Here is a 16,734-nt window from a genome sequence, read left to right on the forward strand (position 1 = left end):
CGTCACATCCAGCGAAAGCAGGCCACCCGAATGAAGTTCACCCTGGCCGCGGTGCTCCTGGAAGCCGCCGACCCCGAGCCGGAGAGCGCCTTCTGGCACCGACTGCTCGGCGGCACCCTCATGCGCACCCCCACCCACCACTTCCTGCGGGCCGAGGGGCTGCCGGTGCTCGTCGTCCAGTCGGCGCCGGGCCATCTGCCGCCGCAGTGGCCCGACGGCCGCTCGCAGCAGGTCCACGTCGACCTCGCGGTCGACGACCTGCCGGCGGCCGACCGGCGGGCGGTCGACGCCGGGGCGCGCCGGCTGCGGCCGCCGCACCCGGCGCCGGACGAGCCGGCCACCGGCTCCCGTGTGTACGCCAGCCCGGCCGGGCACCCCTTCTGCCTGCGCGCGGGGTAGGTGCTGCGGCTTCCGGTGCGACCGCCGAAACCGTAGGCGGCGGAAGGGGTCAGCGGGGCGCGTCCATGCGCTGGGTGCCGACGACCGCCAGCAGGCGCAGCGCCTCCTCGGCGGAGGAGCCGGGCTCGGCGGTGTAGATCACCAGCTGCTGGTCGCGGTCGGCGATGTCGAGGACGTCGCAGTTGACGGTGACCGGCCCGACCAGCGGGTGCTGGAAGGTCTTGCGCAGCGTGGGTTCGGCGGCGACGTCGTGGGCGTCCCACAGCTGCCGGAACTCCTCGCTCCCGGCGAGGAGTTCGCCGACCAGCCCGGAGATCTCGGGGGCGTCGGGGTAGCGTGCGGCGGTGGCGCGCAGCCGCTGCGCCGTGTTGCGCGCGAACTCCTCGGCGTCCGAGACGCCGTACAGCCGCTGCCCCAGGCCCCCCGGCCCGAGGAAGGCGCGCCGCGCGAGGTTGCGGTCGCGCGGCGCCACGGCGGAGAAGTCCTCCATGAGCGCGGCCGCGAGGTCGTTCCAGGCCAGCACCTCGGTGGTCGCGGACGTCACGATCGCCGCGGCCTGCGGCAGCCGCCGCAGCAGGTCCAGGATGCTCTGCCGGACCGCGCGCGGCGGCCCGGCCGAGGGGATGGGCGGGGCGCCGGCCAGGTGGTGGAGGTGGTCGCGTTCGGCGTCGGTCAGCCGCAGGGCGCGGACCAGGCCGGCCAGCACCTCGCGCGAGGGGCGCGGGCCGCGGGCCTGCTCCAGGCGCGTGTAGTACTCCGTGGAGATGAACGCCAGCTGCGCCACCTCCTCGCGGCGCAGCCCGGGGGTGCGCCGCCGTGTCCCCGACGGCAGCCCCACTTCGGCCGGGCTGATCCGCTCCCGCCTGCTCCGCAGGAAGGCGGCAAGTTCGTGTCGGTCCATGCCGCCAGTCTCCGCCCCCGCGGCCCCCGTAGCCAGGTACCGCCAGGCCCTGGCTCCGCCCGCGGCCCGCGCATCCGGGCGCCGGCGCCCGACCGTCCCGCCCGGGTGGGGGCGGGACGGGCGGCGGGGGGCGCGGGCGTCAGGACCGGCTGGGCGCCGGCGGCGGCTCGCTCAGGTCGATCGAGGAGGTCGCGAACTCCCCCGCGAGGCCGAGCGCCTCGTCCTCGCGGATCTCCGCGGCGGTGAGGGTGCCGCCGCCGGCGGCGGCCCGGGGGACGCCGAAGAGCGCCATCAGCGCGGCCACGAGGAAGAACAGCCCGCCGAGGCCGAAGGTCAGGACGAAGGCGCTCTCGGTCGGGAGTGTGACCGGCCCGGACGGCAGGCGGTGCGTGGCGACCTGGCTGGCCAGGATCGTGACGACGAGCGCGCTGCCGATGGCGCCGCCGACGGTCCGCATGATCGAGTTGATGGAGTTGGCGACGCCGGTCTCGTGGGCGCCGATGTTCATCACCAGCAGCGCGGGCATCGCGGCGTAGGCGATGGCGATGGCGGCGTTGCAGATGACGACGCCGATGATCATTTCGGCGGTGGTGGCGTGCAGCGCGGCGAGCAGCACCATGCCGACCAGGCCGATGACGCAGGCGAGCAGCAGCACCAGCCGCGGCCCGATCCGGGAGACCAGCCGCCCGGCGAGCGGGCCGGTGAACATCGAGACGACGGCGCCGGGGAGCATGAACAGCACGCTGGTGCGCAGCACCGACGCGTGGAAGCCGTATCCGGCGACCGCGTCGGGGGTCTCGACGAAGTACGTGACGCCGAGGAAGACGCTGAACATCGCGAAGCCTATGCACAGCGCGGCGATGTTGGTGGCGAGCACCGGGCGGCGGACCAGCAGGTCGAAGGTGACCAGGGGTTCGCGGGTGCGCCGCTGGAGCGCGACGAAGCCGGCCAGGACCACCACGGCGGCGGCGAACAGCCCGATGACCTTCGGCGAGCCCCAGCCCCAGGTGTGGCCCTGGGAGAGCGGCAGCAGCAGGCAGACCAGGCCGACGCCGAGGACCGACGCGCCGCGGTAGTCCACGCGCCCGCCCTGGCCGGGGTGGCGCGGGATCGCGACGGCGGACAGCGCCAGGACGACCAGGGTCATGCCGACGCACAGCCAGAAGATCCGCCGGTAGTCGGCGTCGCCCTGGGTGAGCAGGCCGGTCGCGACCAGCGCGATACCGCTGCCGACGCCGAGCGCGGAGGCGGTGATCGCCATCGCGCCGGTGAGCTTCTCCCGGGGCAGCGACTGGCGCAGCACGCTGATCGCCAGCGGGAAGAGGCCGAAGCTGGCGCCCTGGAGGACCCGCCCGAGGATCAGCAGCCCGATGCTGTGGGTGACCGCGGCCAGCACGCTGCCGGCCAGCGTGACGACCAGCGCGGCGAGGATGACCCGCCGGTGGCCGAAGACGTCGCCGATCCGGCCGAGCAGGGGGGTCACGGCGGAGGCGGTGAGCATCGTCGAGGTGGTGACCCAGCCGACGGCGGTGGCCGAGGCGCCCAGCTGGGTGCCGATCTCCGGCAGCACCGGGACCACGAGCGTCTGGATCATGGAAAGGAGGAAGACCGCCGCCGCCATGGTCACCACGACAAGGCGCGCCGAGACCACTCCTGCGACCTCGGTCGAGGTTCGTTCATGAGGCATGCACCCACCATAGCGAGCCGACTCGACACATGTCGATTATTGCCGACGCCCGTGGATATTCCGCGCGAGGCCGTAGGCTGGCGGCATGGCAGCAGACACCACCGGCAGCCCGGTCCGGCGCCGCGGCGGGCCGACGAAGGGCGCGCTGCGCGAGGAGCGGATTCTCGACGCGACCCGGCGCCTGGTCACCGAGCGCTCGATGGCCGACATCACCATCGACGACATCGCCGCGGCCGCCGGGATCTCCCGGACGAGCTTCTACTTCTACTTCCCGACCAAGCAGGCGGTGCTCGCCGCGCTGATGGAGCAGGTCTGGGAGCGCTTCGGCCAGACCCACGGGTGGTTCGCCAGCAGCGGGCCGAGCCCGGCCGAACTGCGCGACCAGCTGCGGCGGGTGGCGGAGATGTGGCAGGAGAACAGCAAGGTGCTGGCCTGCGCCATGCCGGGCGGCTTCGCGGTGGGCTACCAGCCGCTGGAGGAGTTCGTCGGCCGCACCAAGCAGCGGTTCGTGGACGGGCTCGCCGACAAGATCCGCCGCGACCGCGCGGCCGGCCTCGCGCCCGAGGGCGTCGACGCCGCCGCGCTCGCCCGCATGGTGGCCGTCGTCCGCGACCACCGGATCTCCGAGATCACCGACCTGCCCGCGCGGCAGCGCGAGGGCGCCCTGGACGAGCTGGCCACGGTCGTCCTGCGGATGATCTACTGACCGGTCCCCTGCCGGCCCGGGAGCATCGACAGGGCCTGGGCGCGCTGTGCGACCAGCCCGTCGTACGTGCCGTCCCGCTCGGCCCAGCGGTGCATGAGGACCTTCTCCACCAGGATCTCGTCCGGGGTGGGCTCCTGGGCGAGCAGCCCCATGACCTCGGTGGCGAAGCCGTCCAGCGGCAGCGCGTGCGGGTTCACCTGCTCCTGGCCCGCGGTGGCCACGGCCGGCGGGACGAGTTCCACGACGCCGACGCCGGTGCCCGCGAGCTGGACCCGCAGCGCCTCGGAGTAGGCGTGCACCGCGGCCTTCGAGGCGGCGTAGGTCGGCATCGGCGGGAAGGGCAGGAAGGCGATCCCGGAGGTGACCGTGATGAAGGTGCCGGCGCCGCGCCCGACCAGGTGCGGGGTGAAGGCGTCGACGACCCGGATGGTGCCCAGCAGGTTGGTGTCGACCGTCGTCCGGGCCGCCTCGAAGTGCGCCGGGTCGCGCAGGTCCTCCAGCAGCATGACGCCGGACATGGTGATCACCGTGTCCAGGTCCGGGTGAAGGGCCAGGACGGCGTCCCGGACGGCCGTGACGGACGCGTCGTCGGTGACGTCGGCCTCGAAGGTGCTGAAGCCCTCGGCGGCCAGCTCGGCCAGGGCGTCCGCGTTGCGCCCGGCGACGGCCACGGTGCTGCCCGTGGCGGCGAACCGCCGGGCCAGCTCCCGGCCGATGCCGGACGTGCCCCCGACGACGAGGACGGTGCGGTGGGCGAGTTCCATGAGATGTCCCTTCGAATCCCGGGGCGCCGGCGGCGGTCAAACCCGCGGCGCCCCTTCTGCCATGGTCGCCGTCGTTCGGCGACGGCGACACCGCAAGTCTCGGCCGGGCGGGCCGGGCCTGGCAGAGCCCCGCACATCCGGGGTCCTGGCAGGGCCCCCTCTGGGGGCCGCCGTCCGCATTACGGTGGCGGTATGACCGGGAGAACCGGACCGGGAGAAGAGGTGGCGGGATGAAGGACGTCGCGTCCGACAACCGGCTGGGCAGCTATCTGCGGGCCCGGCGCGAACTGGTCACCCCGGCGCAGGCCGGGCTGCCGCCGGGCGGGACTCGGCGGGTGCCGGGGCTGCGGCGCGAGGAGGTGGCCCTGCTCGCGGGGATCAGCGCGGACTACTACCTGCGGCTGGAGCGCGGCCGGGACAAGAACCCCTCGGTGCAGGTCCTGGAGTCGCTGGCGCGCGTGCTGCGCCTGGACGACGTGGAGCGGGCCTATCTGCTGGGGCTGGCCGCCGCCCGGCCGCGGGCGGCGCGGCGCAGGCGGCCGGAGCAGGTGCCCGCGCGGCTGCACCACCTGCTGGCGCACCTGACGGTCCCGGCGTTCGTGGAGGGCCGCGCCTTCGACGTGCTGGCGTCCAACTCCATGGCACTGGCGCTGTCACCGCGGCTGCGGCCGGGCGAGAACCGGCTGCGCTCGCTCTTCCTGGACCCCGAGGAGCAGGCGTTCCACCGCGACTGGGCGCAGGCGGCGGCCGGGTTCATCGCCGCGCTGCGCACCACCATCGGCGACGACACCGACAACCCCCGGTTCGTGGAGGTCGTCGGCGAGCTGGCGCTGTCCAGCCAGCGCTTCCGTACGCTCTGGGCCCGGCACGACGTCCGCGAGCTGAACGGCGGCACCACCACCGTGGTGCACCCGGTCGTGGGCGAGATGCGCCTGCACCGCGACAAGCTCCCGGTCGAGGACGTGATCCTCGTCGTCTACTACCCCGACAAGGACAGCGAGAGCGACGAGAAGATGCGGCTGCTGGCCTCCCTGGCCGCCGCCGCGCCCGACACCGAAACTGCCGCCGACACCGAAACTGCCGCCGACACCGACACCGACGCCGAGGCCGCCGGGCGGCCCGCGCCGGGCGCCGGTGGTGGGGACGTCAGGCCCGGCGGCGCGGGCTGATCACCGTGAACAGGCCCCCGTCGGGGTCGCGCAGTTCCGCGTAGCTGCCCGCGTGAGTGGTGCCCTGGCCGACCAGCTGGCCGCCCAGGCCCCGGGCGGCGGCCACGCAGGCTTCGGTGTCGGGCACCGGGAACTGCACGTCCCAGTGCGGCCGCAGCGTGGGGTCGGGGTCGGCCTCGACGGCGCCGGAGCCGAGCCGGGCCACGACGGCCTCGCCGCTGCGCACCACGACCTCCTCGTGTTCGTAGTCCACGGTGCAGCCGTCCGGGCTGCCGTCGGCCCACTGGAGGACGCCGCCGTAGAAGATCGCGGCCTCGAAGGCGTCGCGGGTGCGCAGCCGCAGCACCACCGGGCCCTGGTCGTGCCAGGTCTCCCAGTCGGCGGGCAGCTTGCCGTCCCACACGCCGAAGACGGCGCCGTCGCGGTCGGCGGCGACCAGGGCGCGGCCGGTGGCGAAGGCGACCGGGCCGAGCGCGACCGTGGCGCTGCGCTCGCGGATGCGGGCGGCGGCTTCGTCCACCTGGGGGACGGAGAAGAACGGCGTCCAGCCGACGGCGACCTGGAGGTCCGCGGCGAGGGCGCCGATGCCCGCGACGGGGCGGCCGTCGCCGAGCGCGAACGCGAAGTGGTCGCCGAGGGTGGTGTTGCGGAACTCCCACCCGAGCACGCTGCCGTAGAACTTCTCGGCGGCCTGGAGGTCGCGCGCGGTCAGGTGGGCCCAGCACGGCGCGCCGCGGGGCGCGTCGCGGGGGGTCGGGGCGGTGGAGGGCGCGGCTGGCTGCTCGCTCGTCACTGTGGTGTCGTTCCGTTCGTGGGACTGGGCACTGCCCGGGGACGGCCTGGTGCGTCGCCTCGCCTTCCCCGGTACGGCGTGATCATGCCTGGTGGTGCGCCCCGGTTCGCGGATCGCGCGCGGGTCGCGGGGCGGCCGGGTCGGTGCCGGGTGCGCGGACGGGTCCGGCCGGCACCGGTGGCGTGTGCAGGACGTTACCGGTTCCGGGCGGTGCGTGACCGGGCGGGGTCGGTCCGGCCCGGGCGGGCGGGCGGACAGCGGTGAGGGCCCGCCGGGTGCGGAGGGCCCTCACCGGGGACCGGGGCGGTGCTCCGGACGGGTACTGCGGCTGCCTCAGTCGCCGTACCCGGCCGGCTCCCGCGGCCGGTCCGGGCGGTCGTACGCCTGCGGCCGGGCGGGGGCGGGCGGGCGCAGCGGGCCGCGGGCGAGCCGGTGCGCGCCGAAGGCGAGCAGGACCGCGAGCAGGCCGCCGCCGCCGGTCCACAGCCAGCGCGGCGACCACCAGGTGCCGGCCCAGCCGCCCGAGGGGGCGACGCGCGGGCCGTTGGCGGTGACCACCGGTGCCACCGAGCCGTCGACGGCCTGGCTGCCCGCGGTGCCGTCGGAGGTGGCCTCGACCGCGGCCTGCACCGGCTGGCCGAGGTCGGTCGAGGGCAGGTCGAGCACGGTCACCCGAACGTAGTAGGCGCCGCGCAGCGGGTCGTTCGCCCACGGCTCGGACCAGGAGCGGATGGTGCGCAGGTGGCAGACGAGGTCGACGGAGGCCGCGTCGGCGGCCGCGGTGACGGTCTGGTTGCCGTAGCGGCAGGACTGGTGGCGGCGCAGGCCGTCGTAGACGTCCACCTGCCAGGTGGACGCGCCGTGCCGGGTGGCGGTGGTGGGGAAGGTGACGGTGGCGTGCACGGTGACGTGCTGGCCGGTGTCGGCGGGGAACTGCCAGTACAGGTAGTCGCCCGCCGAGGCGTCGGCGGTCGCGCGCACGCCCTGGTCGATGACGGTCGCGGTGCGGAAGTCGGTGCCGGCCTGGGTGGGCGGCGCGTCGGAACCGGTCGCGGTGGCCGTGGGGTCCGGGGTGGTCGTGCCGTCGTCGGCCGCGGCCGGGCCGGTCAGTGCGGTCAGTGCGGCGGCGGCCAGCAAGGTGGCGGCGCCCAGCAGCCGTGCGGTGCGCATCAGCGGGTCCCTCCGGTGTTCATGCGCCAGCGGGCGGCCCAGCCGGTGAGCAGTCCGGCGACGGCGCCGACGGCGGCGAGCAGGCCCAGCAGCCACCAGCCGCGGCCCAGGCCGTAGAAGGCGACGTCGGAGGGCTGGTCGGGGCTGTGCACGAGGTCGATGGACAGCTCGACCGGCAGCCCGGGGGTGGTCTTCACCGAGGCGGGCGCGGAGAAGGAGTTGCCGACCTGGAGGCACACGGTCTCGGCCGGGGTGTCGTCGTCGGCGTCCGGCTTCGGGTAGCGGATGCCGGCGGAGACGGCGTCGGTGCGGCCGGTGCCGCCCTCGTCGTCGCGGACGATCTCGCGGCCGTGCAGGGTGACGCCGCGCAGCAGCACGCCGTAGTCGGCGTTGACGGTGCGGTCGTCGGAGACGGTGGCGGAGGCGCGCAGTTCCTGGCCGGGCTCGACCTGGACGCGGTACCAGCGGTTCTGGGAGAACGTCTCGCGGTCGGTGTACAGGCCGCGCTTGAGGACCGGTGCGGCCTGGCAGGTGTCGGCGCCCTGGACGGCGGTGGGGGTGACCGCGGTGTCGGTGGCGCGCTTGACCAGCTGGGTGACCTTGGTGGTGAGCTGCTGGCGGTGCTGGACGGTGGTGTAGGTGCCGCCGGTGGCCTCGGCGATGCAGCTGAGCTGGCTGCGGGTGTGGGTGTCGGGCACGAGGCCGAGGGTGTCGATGGTCAGGTCGACGCCCTGGGCGGCGATCTGCCGGGCGACGTCGCAGGGGTTGGCGGCGCAGGTGTCCTCGCCGTCGGTGATGAGCACCAGGCGGTGGGTGCCGCCTCCGCCCTTGATGTCCTGGGCGGCGGCCAGCAGCGCGGGGCCGATCGGGGTCCAGCCGGTGGGCTGGAGGGTGGCGACGGCGCTCTTGGCCTGGTCGCGGTTGAGGGCGCCGACGGGGTAGAGCTGCCGGGTGTCCTTGCAGCCGGTCTTGCGGTCGTCGCCGGGGTAGTTCGCGCCGAGGGTGCGGATGCCGAGGTCGACGTCCTGGGGGGTGGAGTCCAGCACGTCGTCGAAGGCCTGCTTCGCGGCGGACATCCGGGACTGCCCGTCGATGTCCTTGGCGCTCATCGAACCGCTGACGTCCAGGACGAGTTCGACCTTGGCGGTGGCCCCGGGCACGGGCTCCCCCGCATGGGCGGTGGCCGGCACGAGGCCGCAGGCCAGTGCGGCCGTCAGCCCGCAGGCCGTACCGGCGGCCAGTAGCTTTCGGATGATCATCGCACTGATCGTAGTGAGGGTCGGCCGAATCCCGAAGTCGCCTGGTCAGCAAGGTCGTTGGGGCCGCCGGAGCGACTTTGACAGTTCTTTACAACCCGGCCGCGGGCTCTGTCGTCTCTGCTGCCGATTCCGGACGACGGGTTCCGCGAGTCGCCCGGGGAGACCGCCCCGGGAGGGGCCTGGGCACGACAACCGGGGAGACAAGGAGCAGGACATGCGCAGGAGTTCACTCGCCGCCGGGGCCGCCGGGGCCGCGGTGTTCGCGCTGACCGCGCTGGGCGCCGCACCCGCGACGGCCACCGCGCCCCCAGCCGACGCCTCGGGCACCCCGATGTGCGCCACCGCGCAGCTCAGCGCCGCCCTCGGCGGCGGCGACGCGGGCGCCGGCAACCTCTACCGCTACCTGGTGCTGACCAACACCGGCACCGCCACCTGCCACCTGACCGGCTACCCGGGCCTGTCGATGCTCGACGCGAACGGCACGCAGATCGGCCGGCCCGCCACGCGGGACGCGCGCACCTACTCCGCGGTCGTGCTGCGGCCCGGCGGCTCGGCGAGCGACACCATCCACACCGTCAACCACCAGGGCACCTGCCTGCCGGCGTCCACGAAGCTGAAGGTCTACCCGCCGGGGAACACCGCGTCGCTGACCATCCCCGGCGTCATCACCGACTGCTACGACACGTTCGCCATCACCCCGCTGGCCGCGGGCACGGGCGGCAACGACGGCGGCACCCCGACGTCCGCGCCGACCGGGGCGCCCACCGCCGCGCCGACCACGGGCACCAGCGGCGGGGCGCAGGTGCCGACGGTGCCCTCGGGCGCCCCCGACACGGGCCTGGCGGCGACCGGCTCGCACAGCAGCGACTCCACCGTGCTCGCGGCGACCGGCGCGGGTGTGGCCGCGCTCGGTGCCGCGGGCGTCGCGGTGGCGCTGCGCCGCAAGGTGCGGGCCGGCCGTTGAAAGGTCCGGCCGGCGTGACCGCCGTACGCCAGGGGGCCGCCGGCCGCCGGAACCGCCGCGGGGGCGCCCTGTGCGCGCTCGCGGCGGGTCTGGCGCTGCTGTGCGGGTGCCAGTCGACCGCGCCCGCGCAGACTCCGTCCGACGGCGGCTCGGTGACGCCCGCCGCCACCGCCCCGGGCGCGGGCGGCACTCCGTCGGCGGCGAACGCCCCGGGCCCGATGGCGCGTTCGGTGCCCTCGCGGCTGCGCATCCCGTCGATCGGCGTGGACACCCCCGTCATGGCGCTGGGCCTGGCGTCCGACGGCCAGGTGCAGGTCCCGCCGATCGCCAAGGACGCGCCCGCGGGCTGGTACGACGGCTCGCCGACGCCCGGGCAGCTCGGCCCGTCGGTGCTGCTCGGCCATGTCACGGTGGGCGCCTACGGCGACGGGGTCTTCCTGCACCTGGACCGGATGCGCGCGGGCGAGACCATCGCGGTGACCCGGGCGGACGGCTCGGTGGCGACCTTCTCCGTCGACCGGGTGCAGACCGTCGCGAAGTCCCGTTTCCCGACGTCGTCGGTGTACGGGAACGTCGACCACCCCGAACTGCGTCTCATCACCTGCGGCGGCACCCGGATCAGCGGGGGCGGCGGCTACCCGGACAACGTGATCGTGTACGCCTCACTGGTCTCCGGGGCGTGAGCCGGATGGCGCCCGCCGGTCCGCTCGGCCTCACGGGACCGGTACGGTCGGCGGAGCCACGACGAGAAGCAGGAGGAGCGACCATCCGGTCTCAAGAGCGCGCCGCCTCCGAGCTGTTCGCGGCCCTGTACCCGCGGCTGGCGGGCTGGGTGCGCAAGCTGGTGGACGACGACGGGACCGCCCACGAGATCGCCGCCGAGGCGTTCACCCGGCTGTGGGCGCGCTGGACGAAGGTGGAGGAGCCCAGCGGCTTCCTCTACGTGACCGCGGCCAACCTGGTGCGCGACCACTGGCGCAGACTGGAGCGCGAACGGCGCGCGCTGCGCCGGGTGAAGACGGAGGAAGCGGTGAAGCAGCAGCCGGAGGCGGCCGACCCCACGGTGCGGATGCTGGTGCAGTCGCTGCCGGAGCGGTTGCGCGACCCGGCGCTGCTGTACTACTTCGCCGACCTGCCGGTCCGGGAGGTGGCGGCCCTGCTCGGCCGCCGGGAGGGCACCGTCAAGGCCGATCTGCACGCCGCCCGCGAACACCTGCGCGCCAAGCTCGGGGAGCACCATGACCGGATTTCCTGACGGCCCCGCGCTTCCCCCGGACGGCACCGGCTCCGGCGGGCCAAACGGGCCGGCCCGCGGCGCGGACGGGGCCGACGACCCCCTGGAGCGGCTGCTGCGGCCCGCGGGCGGCTATCTGGCGCCTCCGCCCGGCGCGTTCGAGCGCGTCCGGCGGCGGGCCGCGCGCCGGCGCCGGGTGCGGGCACTGGCCGGCGGCACCGCGGCCGCCGCGGTGGTCGCGGGCGCGCTGTTCCTGACCGGTGTGGTCTCCCCCGGCGGCGACGGGCAGGTGGTCGGCCCGCCCGCCGACCGCTCGCTGGCCAGCAGCGGCCCCGCGCTCTCGCCGAAGCCCACGCACACCGCCGCGGCGCCCAGCGCCACCGGCGGTCAGCGCCCCACGCCGTCCGCGGGCCGGGCGACGTCCACACCGTCGGCGACCGCCACCCCGCCGGGCGCGGCGGGCGGCGCACCGAGCGCTTCCCCGACCACGCCGGATGCCACCCCGATGTGCACCGCCGCGCAGTTGTCGGCGAGCCTGGGCGGCAGCGACGCGGGCGCGGGCAACCTCTACCGCTACCTGGTGATCACCAACACCGGCACGGCGTCCTGCCACGTCACCGGCTACCCGGGCCTGTCGATGCTCGACGCGAACGGCACGCAGATCGGCCGGCCCGCCACCCGCAGGACGCTGGACTACTCCCCCGTCGTGCTCGCCCCCGGGGGCGCCGCCAGCGCCACCATCCACACCGTCGACCAGCAGGGCACCTGCCTGGCCACCTCGGCGCGGCTGAAGATGTACCCGCCGGGCAGCAAGGCGTCCCTGACGTTCGCCGGGCAGGTCACCGACTGCGACGACATGTTCGAGATCACCCCCTTCACCGCGGGCCGGACCGGCAATCCGCCGTCCTGAGCCGCGGCGTACGCCCCGGGGCACGCGGCGCCCGGAGCAGGGCTCGATGCGGTAACGGCAGGTGGGGACCGGCGGGCCGACCGGCCGGTACGGGCCTAACCTGGCGGACGGGGAAGGTGAGGTGAGCGTGCTGCGACGAGGCCGGGCCGGGCGCCCGCAGGAGACGCCGGACGCCCCGCGGACCGACGGGGACGCGTACGGCGGCGCCGTCGTCGGCCCCGAGGGCGCCGAGGGCGGCGCGGACCTGCTCGACGACAGCGGCAGCAGCCGGCTGCCGGCCGGCATGGAGCGGCCGTCGGCGCCGCTGCCGCTGACGGTGCTGCCGTACGCGGTGATGGCCGTGGTGGCCCTGGCCGACGGGATCGGCGGGCAGAGCGTCGGGGTGCTGCCGCTGGTCTCGCTCGGCCCGGCCTTCGCCGGGCTGGTCGGCTCCTGGCAGCGCACCGCGGTGATCGGCGCGCTGGCGGTGGCCGTGGTGTGCGCGCTGGGCGAGGTCGACGGCCTCTTCGGCCAGCGGCGCGGCTTCGCCTCGATCGGCGCCGTGGTCGGGGTGACCGTGGCCGCGGTGATCGCCGCGGTCACCCGGCAGCGGCGCGAGGCGGAGTTGGCGAACGTCCGGTCCATCGCGGAGGTCGCGCAGCGGGTGCTGCTGCGGCCGGTGCCGCGCAGCGCCGGGCGGCTGCGGGCGGCCGTGTCGTACACCTCGGCGGTGACCGAGGCGCGGATCGGCGGGGACCTGTACGAGGTGGTGCCGACGCCGGCCGGGGTGCGGGTGGTCATCGGCGATGTGCAGGGCAAGGGTTTGGCGGCGGTGGAGACGGCCGCGGTGGTGGTGGGCGCGTTCCGGGAGGCGGCCCATGACGAGCCGACCCTGGAGGGCGTCGGCGGCCGGGTGCGGCGCGCGGCGGACCGTACGCTGAGCGGCGAGAAATTCGTGACGGCGGTGATGGCGCAGATCGATCCGCTCGGCCGCACCACGCTGCTGAACTTCGGCCACCCGCCGCCGATGCTGGTCCGCCCCGGCGGGAAGGTGGACTTCCCCGAGCCGCCGCAGTACGCGCTGCCGCTGGGTCTGGGGCTGCGGCCGGCGGAGCTGCCGCCGCCGTTCGAGGTGGACTTCCGCCCGGGCGACCAGCTGCTGCTGTACACCGACGGCGTCACCGAGGCGCGCGATCCGGCCGGGGCGTTCTACCCGCTGGGCGAGCGGGCGCACCTGCTGGCCGACCCCGACCCGCAGCGCGCGCTGGAGGCGCTGCGGGCCGACCTGATCGCGCACACCGGGGGGCCGCTGCACGACGACGCGGCGATGCTGCTGCTGCGCTACCGGGAGCCGCGGGCCGCGCTCGGTCCGGGGCCCGACGGCGTCAGCGGCAGTCCGGGTGGCCCCAGCCGTCCGGGTTCTTCGTGATCGGCTCGCCCGCGGCGTAGGGGCGCCCGCAGCGGCAGCGGCCGGGGTACTTCGCCTTCAGGGTGCGCACCGCGCCCGAGGCGCCGGACCCGCCGCCGGCCGGGGCGGCGGCGCCCCCGGCGGCGCGGGCGGCGCCCTTGGGCGGCTTGCGGCTGGCGGCCGGCGCGGGCGGCGGCGCCGGGGAGCCGGCGGCGCTGCCGGCCGGCTGCTGGGCGACGGCGGCCTGGCTGGCGGCCCGGTCGGCGAAGTCGTTGAGCCGGTCGCCGTCGACCTGGTGCGCGGGCACGTAGCGGAACTCGACGGTGCGCCCGGCCAGCAGGTTGTCGATGCGGACCACCAGCTCCTGGTTGGCCACGGGCTTGCCGGCGGAGTTCTTCCAGCCGTTGCGCTTCCAGCCCGGCAGCCAGCTGGTGACCGCCTTCATCGCGTACTGGGAGTCCATCCGGACCTCCAGCGGCACCGCCGGGTCGGCGGCGGTCAGCAGCCTCTCCAGGGCGGTGAGTTCGGCGACGTTGTTGGTCGCGGTGCCCAGCGGGCCCGCTTCCCAGCGCTCGGGCTCGCCCGAGGCGTCGGCCATGACCCAGGCCCAGGCGGCCGGGCCGGGATTTCCTTTGGACGCGCCGTCACAAGCGGCGGTGATGCGGTCTGCCACGCTCCGATCATGCCACCCGGCGCGGGCGGCGCGGACCCGGGCGGGCCGGATGCGGTGCCCGGGGCCGGGCCGGGCGTCACTTCTGCTGGAGGCCGGCGCTCGCGGCGTGCTCGCGGACCTGCTCGGGTGTCAGGTAGGCGCCGGTGTACTCGAAGTCCCGCATCGCGGCCGGGGTGCGGGCCAGGAAGCCGATCCGGACGAAGTCGTCCCCGGCGACCGCGTTGAGCAGCCAGTTGGTCAGCACCCGGGTCTTGGCGACATTGGTGCGCATCGCCGACAGGTGGTAGCCGCGGGCGACGGCCTGCGCGACCATGCCGCGCAGCTCGATGCCGAGCGGTTTGGAGACCGCGTCGCGGCCGCCGAGGTCCACCACCAGGCCGAGGTCGTGGTGCACGTAGGGCTGGAGCGGGCGGCCGCGCAGTGTCGCGATGACGTTGTCGGCCACGGTGCGGCCCTGGCGCATGGCGTGCTGGGCGGTGGGCGGGCAGACCGCGCCCTCCTCGTCCTTGGCGAGGTCGGGTACGGCGGCGGCGTCGCCGAGGGCGAAGACCCCCGAGCGGCCCGGCACGGTCATCTGGGCGGTGACCGCGAGCCGGCCGCGGACGGTCTCCGCGTCGAGCGTGCCGATCAGCGGGCTCGCGGTGACGCCCGCGGTCCAGATCAGGGTGCGGCAGGGCAGCACCCGGCCGTCGGTCAGGGTGACCTCGTCGGGGCCCGCCTTGGCGACGGACACGCCGAGCGAGATGTCGATACCGCGGTCGCGGAGGATCTGCTGCGCGCTGCGGCCGAGCTTGTCGCCGAGCTCGGGCATGAGCTTCGGCGCGATGTCGATCAGGTGCCACTTGATCTGCCGCGGGTCCAGCCGCGGGTAGCGGCACAGCGCGTTGGTGGTCAGGCGCTGGAGGCAGGCGGCGGTCTCGGTGCCGGCGTAGCCGCCGCCGACGACGACGAACTGCAGGCGCGCGGCGCGCTCGGCCTCGTCGTTGCTGGCGTCGGCGAGGTCGAGCTGCGCGATCACGTGGTCGCGGATGAAGGCGGCTTCGGCGAGGGTCTTCATGCCGCGCGCGTGGTCGGCGAGCCCGGGGATGTCGAAGGTGCGGGTGACGCTCCCGGGGGCCAGCACGATGTAGTCGTACGGCTCGTTGACGATCTCGCCGGTGACGCTGCGGACCACGCAGACCTTCGCCTTGGTGTCCACGCCGATCGCGCCGCCGGGGATGATCCGGGTGCGGTAGCGGTGGCTGCGGCGCAGCGACACCGCGATGGACTGCGGGGTCAGGATGCCGGAGGCGACCTGCGGCAGCAGGGGCAGGTACAGCTGGTAGGAGAACGGCGTCACCAGGGCGAGGTCGGCTTCCTCGGCGCCGAGTCTGCGCTCCAGCCGCCGTACGCACCCCACTCCGGCGAAGCCGGCGCCCACCACGAGGATCTTCGGTCGTGCCACGGTAGCCCTTCCCTTCTGGCGGCCTGGCTTTCGTCCTTGAGCGGTCGCCTGCCCGCGGATCGCGGCTTCGCACTTCCGTCCTACCGCGCGCCGGGGGTGTCCGCCAGCGGAGGGAACGGCTGCGCGGCGGGGGTCGGCACCGGCCGCCGCCCGGATACCGGGTGGCGGCCGGAGGGGTCGGGGCGGGACGGTCAGGGCCGGGTGGGGTGGTCCTGCACGGTGAGGACGATCTTGCCGCGGTTGAGGCGGTCCTCCAGGCGCTCGTGGGCGCGGGCGGCCTCCTCCAGCGGGAAGGTGGCCTCCACGGGCACCCGGTAGGTGCCGGCCGCCACGCGCGCGGCGATCCCGCCCAGGTCGGGCCGGGGGTCGTAGCCGTGTTCGACCAGGCCGGTGAGTTGGAAGCCGTGGATGGACGCGTTCTTCGGGTAGAAGTCGCGGGTGTCCACGGTGCTGGGCCGCAGCGCGACGTTGGCCAGGGCGACCACCCGCCCCGCGAAGGCGACCTGGCGCAGGCTCTGCGCGAAGACGTCGCCCCCGACGGCGTCCAGGACGACGTCGGCGCCGCGCCCGCCGGTCAGCCGCAGCACCTCCTCCACGGCGGCCTCGCCCGGGAAGGCCGAGGTGTCCAGGACGGCGTGGGCGCCGAACCCCGCCGCCCAGCTCACCTTCTCGCTGCTGCGGGCGGCGGCGATCACCCGGGCGCCGGCGTGTGCGGCGATCTGGACCGCGGCACTGCCCACGCCGCTCGCGGCGGCCTGTACGACGACGGTCTCGCCCTCCGCCAGCCGCGCGAGCCGGTGCAGGCAGTACCAGGCGGTGACCCAGGCGATGGGCATCCCCGCGGCCGCGACGGTGTCCACACCGTCCGGCAGCGGGACGACGCGGCCGACGGGCACCACGGCGAGTTCCGCGTACAGGCCCGCGGCACCGCCGCTCATGGCCATCACGCGGGTACCGGGCGCCGGGCCGGTCACGCCCTCCCCGAGGGCGGCGACGGTGCCGGCCGCCTCCAGGCCGAGGATCAGCGGCAGCGGGCGGGCACGGTGGTAGGTCCCGGCGCGGGCGAGCGCGTCGGCGCGGTTGACGCCCGCCGCCTCGACCCGGACCAGGACCTCGCCCGGGCCCGGCACGGGGTCGGGCAGCTCGACCGGGGTGAGGACCTCCGGGCCGCCGAACGTGTCGATCCGTACCGCGCGCATGGTGCAGTCACCTGTCTCGTGTCGGTGTCTCAGGCGCGCGGCCCGGCGCCGGGCCGCGCGGCGCTCCGTGGGCTG

At 75.5% G+C, this 16,734-nt stretch carries 17 protein-coding genes; 8 read left to right on the forward strand and 9 right to left on the reverse strand.

The annotated features are described in order from the left end of the window. Window positions 1-30: 30 nt before the first annotated feature. The gene (locus AC3ERT_RS30335; RefSeq protein WP_335972284.1) at window positions 31-399 is read left to right on the forward strand and encodes a VOC family protein; all 369 of its coding nucleotides are present in this window, start codon (window positions 31-33) and stop codon (window positions 397-399) included. Window positions 400-448: 49 nt separating this feature from the next. Here AC3ERT_RS30335 and AC3ERT_RS30340 read toward each other — a convergent pair whose 3' ends face one another. Continuing rightward, entirely contained in the window at window positions 449-1,300 is an 852-nt protein-coding gene (locus AC3ERT_RS30340) for a helix-turn-helix transcriptional regulator (RefSeq protein WP_435178009.1), read from the reverse strand. A 139-nt stretch (window positions 1,301-1,439) separates the two neighbouring features. Next, the gene (locus tag AC3ERT_RS30345) at window positions 1,440-2,987 is read right to left on the reverse strand and encodes an MFS transporter (RefSeq protein WP_435178011.1); all 1,548 of its coding nucleotides are present in this window, start codon (window positions 2,985-2,987) and stop codon (window positions 1,440-1,442) included. Window positions 2,988-3,072: 85 nt separating this feature from the next. Here AC3ERT_RS30345 and AC3ERT_RS30350 point away from each other — a divergent pair, with 85 nt between their 5' ends. Continuing rightward, entirely contained in the window at window positions 3,073-3,693 is a 621-nt protein-coding gene (locus AC3ERT_RS30350) for a TetR/AcrR family transcriptional regulator (RefSeq protein WP_335972287.1), read from the forward strand. Here AC3ERT_RS30350 and AC3ERT_RS30355 read toward each other — a convergent pair. Further along, a complete protein-coding gene (locus AC3ERT_RS30355; protein WP_435178013.1) occupies window positions 3,687-4,457 on the reverse strand; it encodes an SDR family oxidoreductase in 771 nt (256 codons plus the stop codon). The two genes, AC3ERT_RS30350 and AC3ERT_RS30355, sit on opposite strands and share 7 nt — an antisense overlap. 230 nt (window positions 4,458-4,687) lie before the next feature. Here AC3ERT_RS30355 and AC3ERT_RS30360 point away from each other — a divergent pair, with 230 nt between their 5' ends. Continuing rightward, window positions 4,688-5,626: a helix-turn-helix transcriptional regulator gene (locus tag AC3ERT_RS30360; RefSeq protein ID WP_435178015.1), complete on the forward strand. Its 939-nt coding sequence runs from the start codon at window positions 4,688-4,690 to the stop codon at window positions 5,624-5,626. Here AC3ERT_RS30360 and AC3ERT_RS30365 read toward each other — a convergent pair. The 3 genes from AC3ERT_RS30365 to AC3ERT_RS30375 all read right to left on the reverse strand — a co-directional run bounded on the left by AC3ERT_RS30365 (window position 5,604) and on the right by AC3ERT_RS30375 (window position 8,848). After that, complete coding sequence (locus AC3ERT_RS30365; RefSeq protein WP_435178017.1) at window positions 5,604-6,419, reverse strand: VOC family protein; 816 nt, start codon at window positions 6,417-6,419, stop codon at window positions 5,604-5,606. The two genes, AC3ERT_RS30360 and AC3ERT_RS30365, sit on opposite strands and share 23 nt — an antisense overlap. A gap of 333 nt (window positions 6,420-6,752) precedes the next feature. After that, complete coding sequence (locus AC3ERT_RS30370; RefSeq protein WP_435178019.1) at window positions 6,753-7,589, reverse strand: hypothetical protein; 837 nt, start codon at window positions 7,587-7,589, stop codon at window positions 6,753-6,755. Continuing rightward, window positions 7,589-8,848 (reverse strand): VWA domain-containing protein, encoded by a 1,260-nt coding sequence (locus AC3ERT_RS30375; protein WP_435178021.1) that lies wholly within the window; start codon window positions 8,846-8,848, stop codon window positions 7,589-7,591. The genes AC3ERT_RS30370 and AC3ERT_RS30375 overlap by 1 nt, the downstream gene beginning before the upstream one ends. A 214-nt stretch (window positions 8,849-9,062) precedes the next feature. On the opposite strand from AC3ERT_RS30375, the gene AC3ERT_RS30380 reads away from it, so the two are divergent. The 5 genes from AC3ERT_RS30380 to AC3ERT_RS30400 all read left to right on the forward strand — a co-directional run bounded on the left by AC3ERT_RS30380 (window position 9,063) and on the right by AC3ERT_RS30400 (window position 13,364). Beyond that, on the forward strand, window positions 9,063-9,812 hold the full coding sequence (locus tag AC3ERT_RS30380) for a DUF4232 domain-containing protein (RefSeq protein WP_335972293.1): 750 nt from the start codon (window positions 9,063-9,065) through the stop codon (window positions 9,810-9,812). A 14-nt stretch (window positions 9,813-9,826) separates the two neighbouring features. Continuing rightward, window positions 9,827-10,495, forward strand: a complete 669-nt coding sequence (locus AC3ERT_RS30385; protein WP_435178023.1) for a class F sortase — start codon at window positions 9,827-9,829, stop codon at window positions 10,493-10,495. Between the two features lie 83 nt (window positions 10,496-10,578). Beyond that, on the forward strand, window positions 10,579-11,067 hold the full coding sequence (locus AC3ERT_RS30390) for an RNA polymerase sigma factor (RefSeq protein ID WP_335972987.1): 489 nt from the start codon (window positions 10,579-10,581) through the stop codon (window positions 11,065-11,067). Continuing rightward, window positions 11,051-11,956 carry a DUF4232 domain-containing protein gene (locus AC3ERT_RS30395; RefSeq protein WP_435178025.1) on the forward strand — a complete coding sequence of 302 codons (906 nt, stop codon included), beginning with the start codon at window positions 11,051-11,053 and terminating at the stop codon, window positions 11,954-11,956. Before AC3ERT_RS30390 ends, AC3ERT_RS30395 begins: the two co-directional genes overlap by 17 nt. Window positions 11,957-12,239: 283 nt before the next feature. Next, on the forward strand, window positions 12,240-13,364 hold the full coding sequence (locus tag AC3ERT_RS30400; RefSeq protein WP_335972990.1) for a PP2C family protein-serine/threonine phosphatase: 1,125 nt from the start codon (window positions 12,240-12,242) through the stop codon (window positions 13,362-13,364). Here AC3ERT_RS30400 and AC3ERT_RS30405 read toward each other — a convergent pair. The 3 genes from AC3ERT_RS30405 to AC3ERT_RS30415 form a co-directional block, all read right to left on the reverse strand. Next, window positions 13,321-14,016, reverse strand: coding sequence for a ribonuclease H family protein (locus tag AC3ERT_RS30405; RefSeq protein WP_435178027.1), 696 nt, complete (start codon window positions 14,014-14,016; stop codon window positions 13,321-13,323). The genes AC3ERT_RS30400 and AC3ERT_RS30405 overlap by 44 nt on opposite strands. 76 nt (window positions 14,017-14,092) lie before the next feature. Further along, a complete protein-coding gene (locus tag AC3ERT_RS30410; protein ID WP_435178029.1) occupies window positions 14,093-15,460 on the reverse strand; it encodes an NAD(P)/FAD-dependent oxidoreductase in 1,368 nt (455 codons plus the stop codon). A 191-nt stretch (window positions 15,461-15,651) separates the two neighbouring features. Further along, entirely contained in the window at window positions 15,652-16,659 is a 1,008-nt protein-coding gene (locus tag AC3ERT_RS30415) for a quinone oxidoreductase family protein (protein WP_435178031.1), read from the reverse strand. Window positions 16,660-16,734 lie beyond the last annotated feature (75 nt).

It is taken from the genome of Actinacidiphila sp. bgisy145 (genome assembly GCF_057708125.1).

What these genes read in the sequence shown, in the direction of transcription:
- AC3ERT_RS30335 (WP_335972284.1), top strand. Translation starts at nt 31, where the DNA reads ATGAAGTTCACCCTGGCCGCGGTGCTCCTGGAAGCCGCCGACCCCGAG.
- AC3ERT_RS30340 (WP_435178009.1), bottom strand. Translation starts at nt 1,300, where the DNA reads ATGGACCGACACGAACTTGCCGCCTTCCTGCGGAGCAGGCGGGAGCGG.
- AC3ERT_RS30345 (WP_435178011.1), bottom strand. Translation starts at nt 2,987, where the DNA reads ATGCCTCATGAACGAACCTCGACCGAGGTCGCAGGAGTGGTCTCGGCG.
- AC3ERT_RS30350 (WP_335972287.1), top strand. Translation starts at nt 3,073, where the DNA reads ATGGCAGCAGACACCACCGGCAGCCCGGTCCGGCGCCGCGGCGGGCCG.
- AC3ERT_RS30355 (WP_435178013.1), bottom strand. Translation starts at nt 4,457, where the DNA reads ATGGAACTCGCCCACCGCACCGTCCTCGTCGTCGGGGGCACGTCCGGC.
- AC3ERT_RS30360 (WP_435178015.1), top strand. Translation starts at nt 4,688, where the DNA reads ATGAAGGACGTCGCGTCCGACAACCGGCTGGGCAGCTATCTGCGGGCC.
- AC3ERT_RS30370 (WP_435178019.1), bottom strand. Translation starts at nt 7,589, where the DNA reads ATGCGCACCGCACGGCTGCTGGGCGCCGCCACCTTGCTGGCCGCCGCC.
- AC3ERT_RS30375 (WP_435178021.1), bottom strand. Translation starts at nt 8,848, where the DNA reads ATGATCATCCGAAAGCTACTGGCCGCCGGTACGGCCTGCGGGCTGACG.
- AC3ERT_RS30380 (WP_335972293.1), top strand. Translation starts at nt 9,063, where the DNA reads ATGCGCAGGAGTTCACTCGCCGCCGGGGCCGCCGGGGCCGCGGTGTTC.
- AC3ERT_RS30395 (WP_435178025.1), top strand. Translation starts at nt 11,051, where the DNA reads ATGACCGGATTTCCTGACGGCCCCGCGCTTCCCCCGGACGGCACCGGC.
- AC3ERT_RS30400 (WP_335972990.1), top strand. Translation starts at nt 12,240, where the DNA reads ATGGAGCGGCCGTCGGCGCCGCTGCCGCTGACGGTGCTGCCGTACGCG.
- AC3ERT_RS30415 (WP_435178031.1), bottom strand. Translation starts at nt 16,659, where the DNA reads ATGCGCGCGGTACGGATCGACACGTTCGGCGGCCCGGAGGTCCTCACC.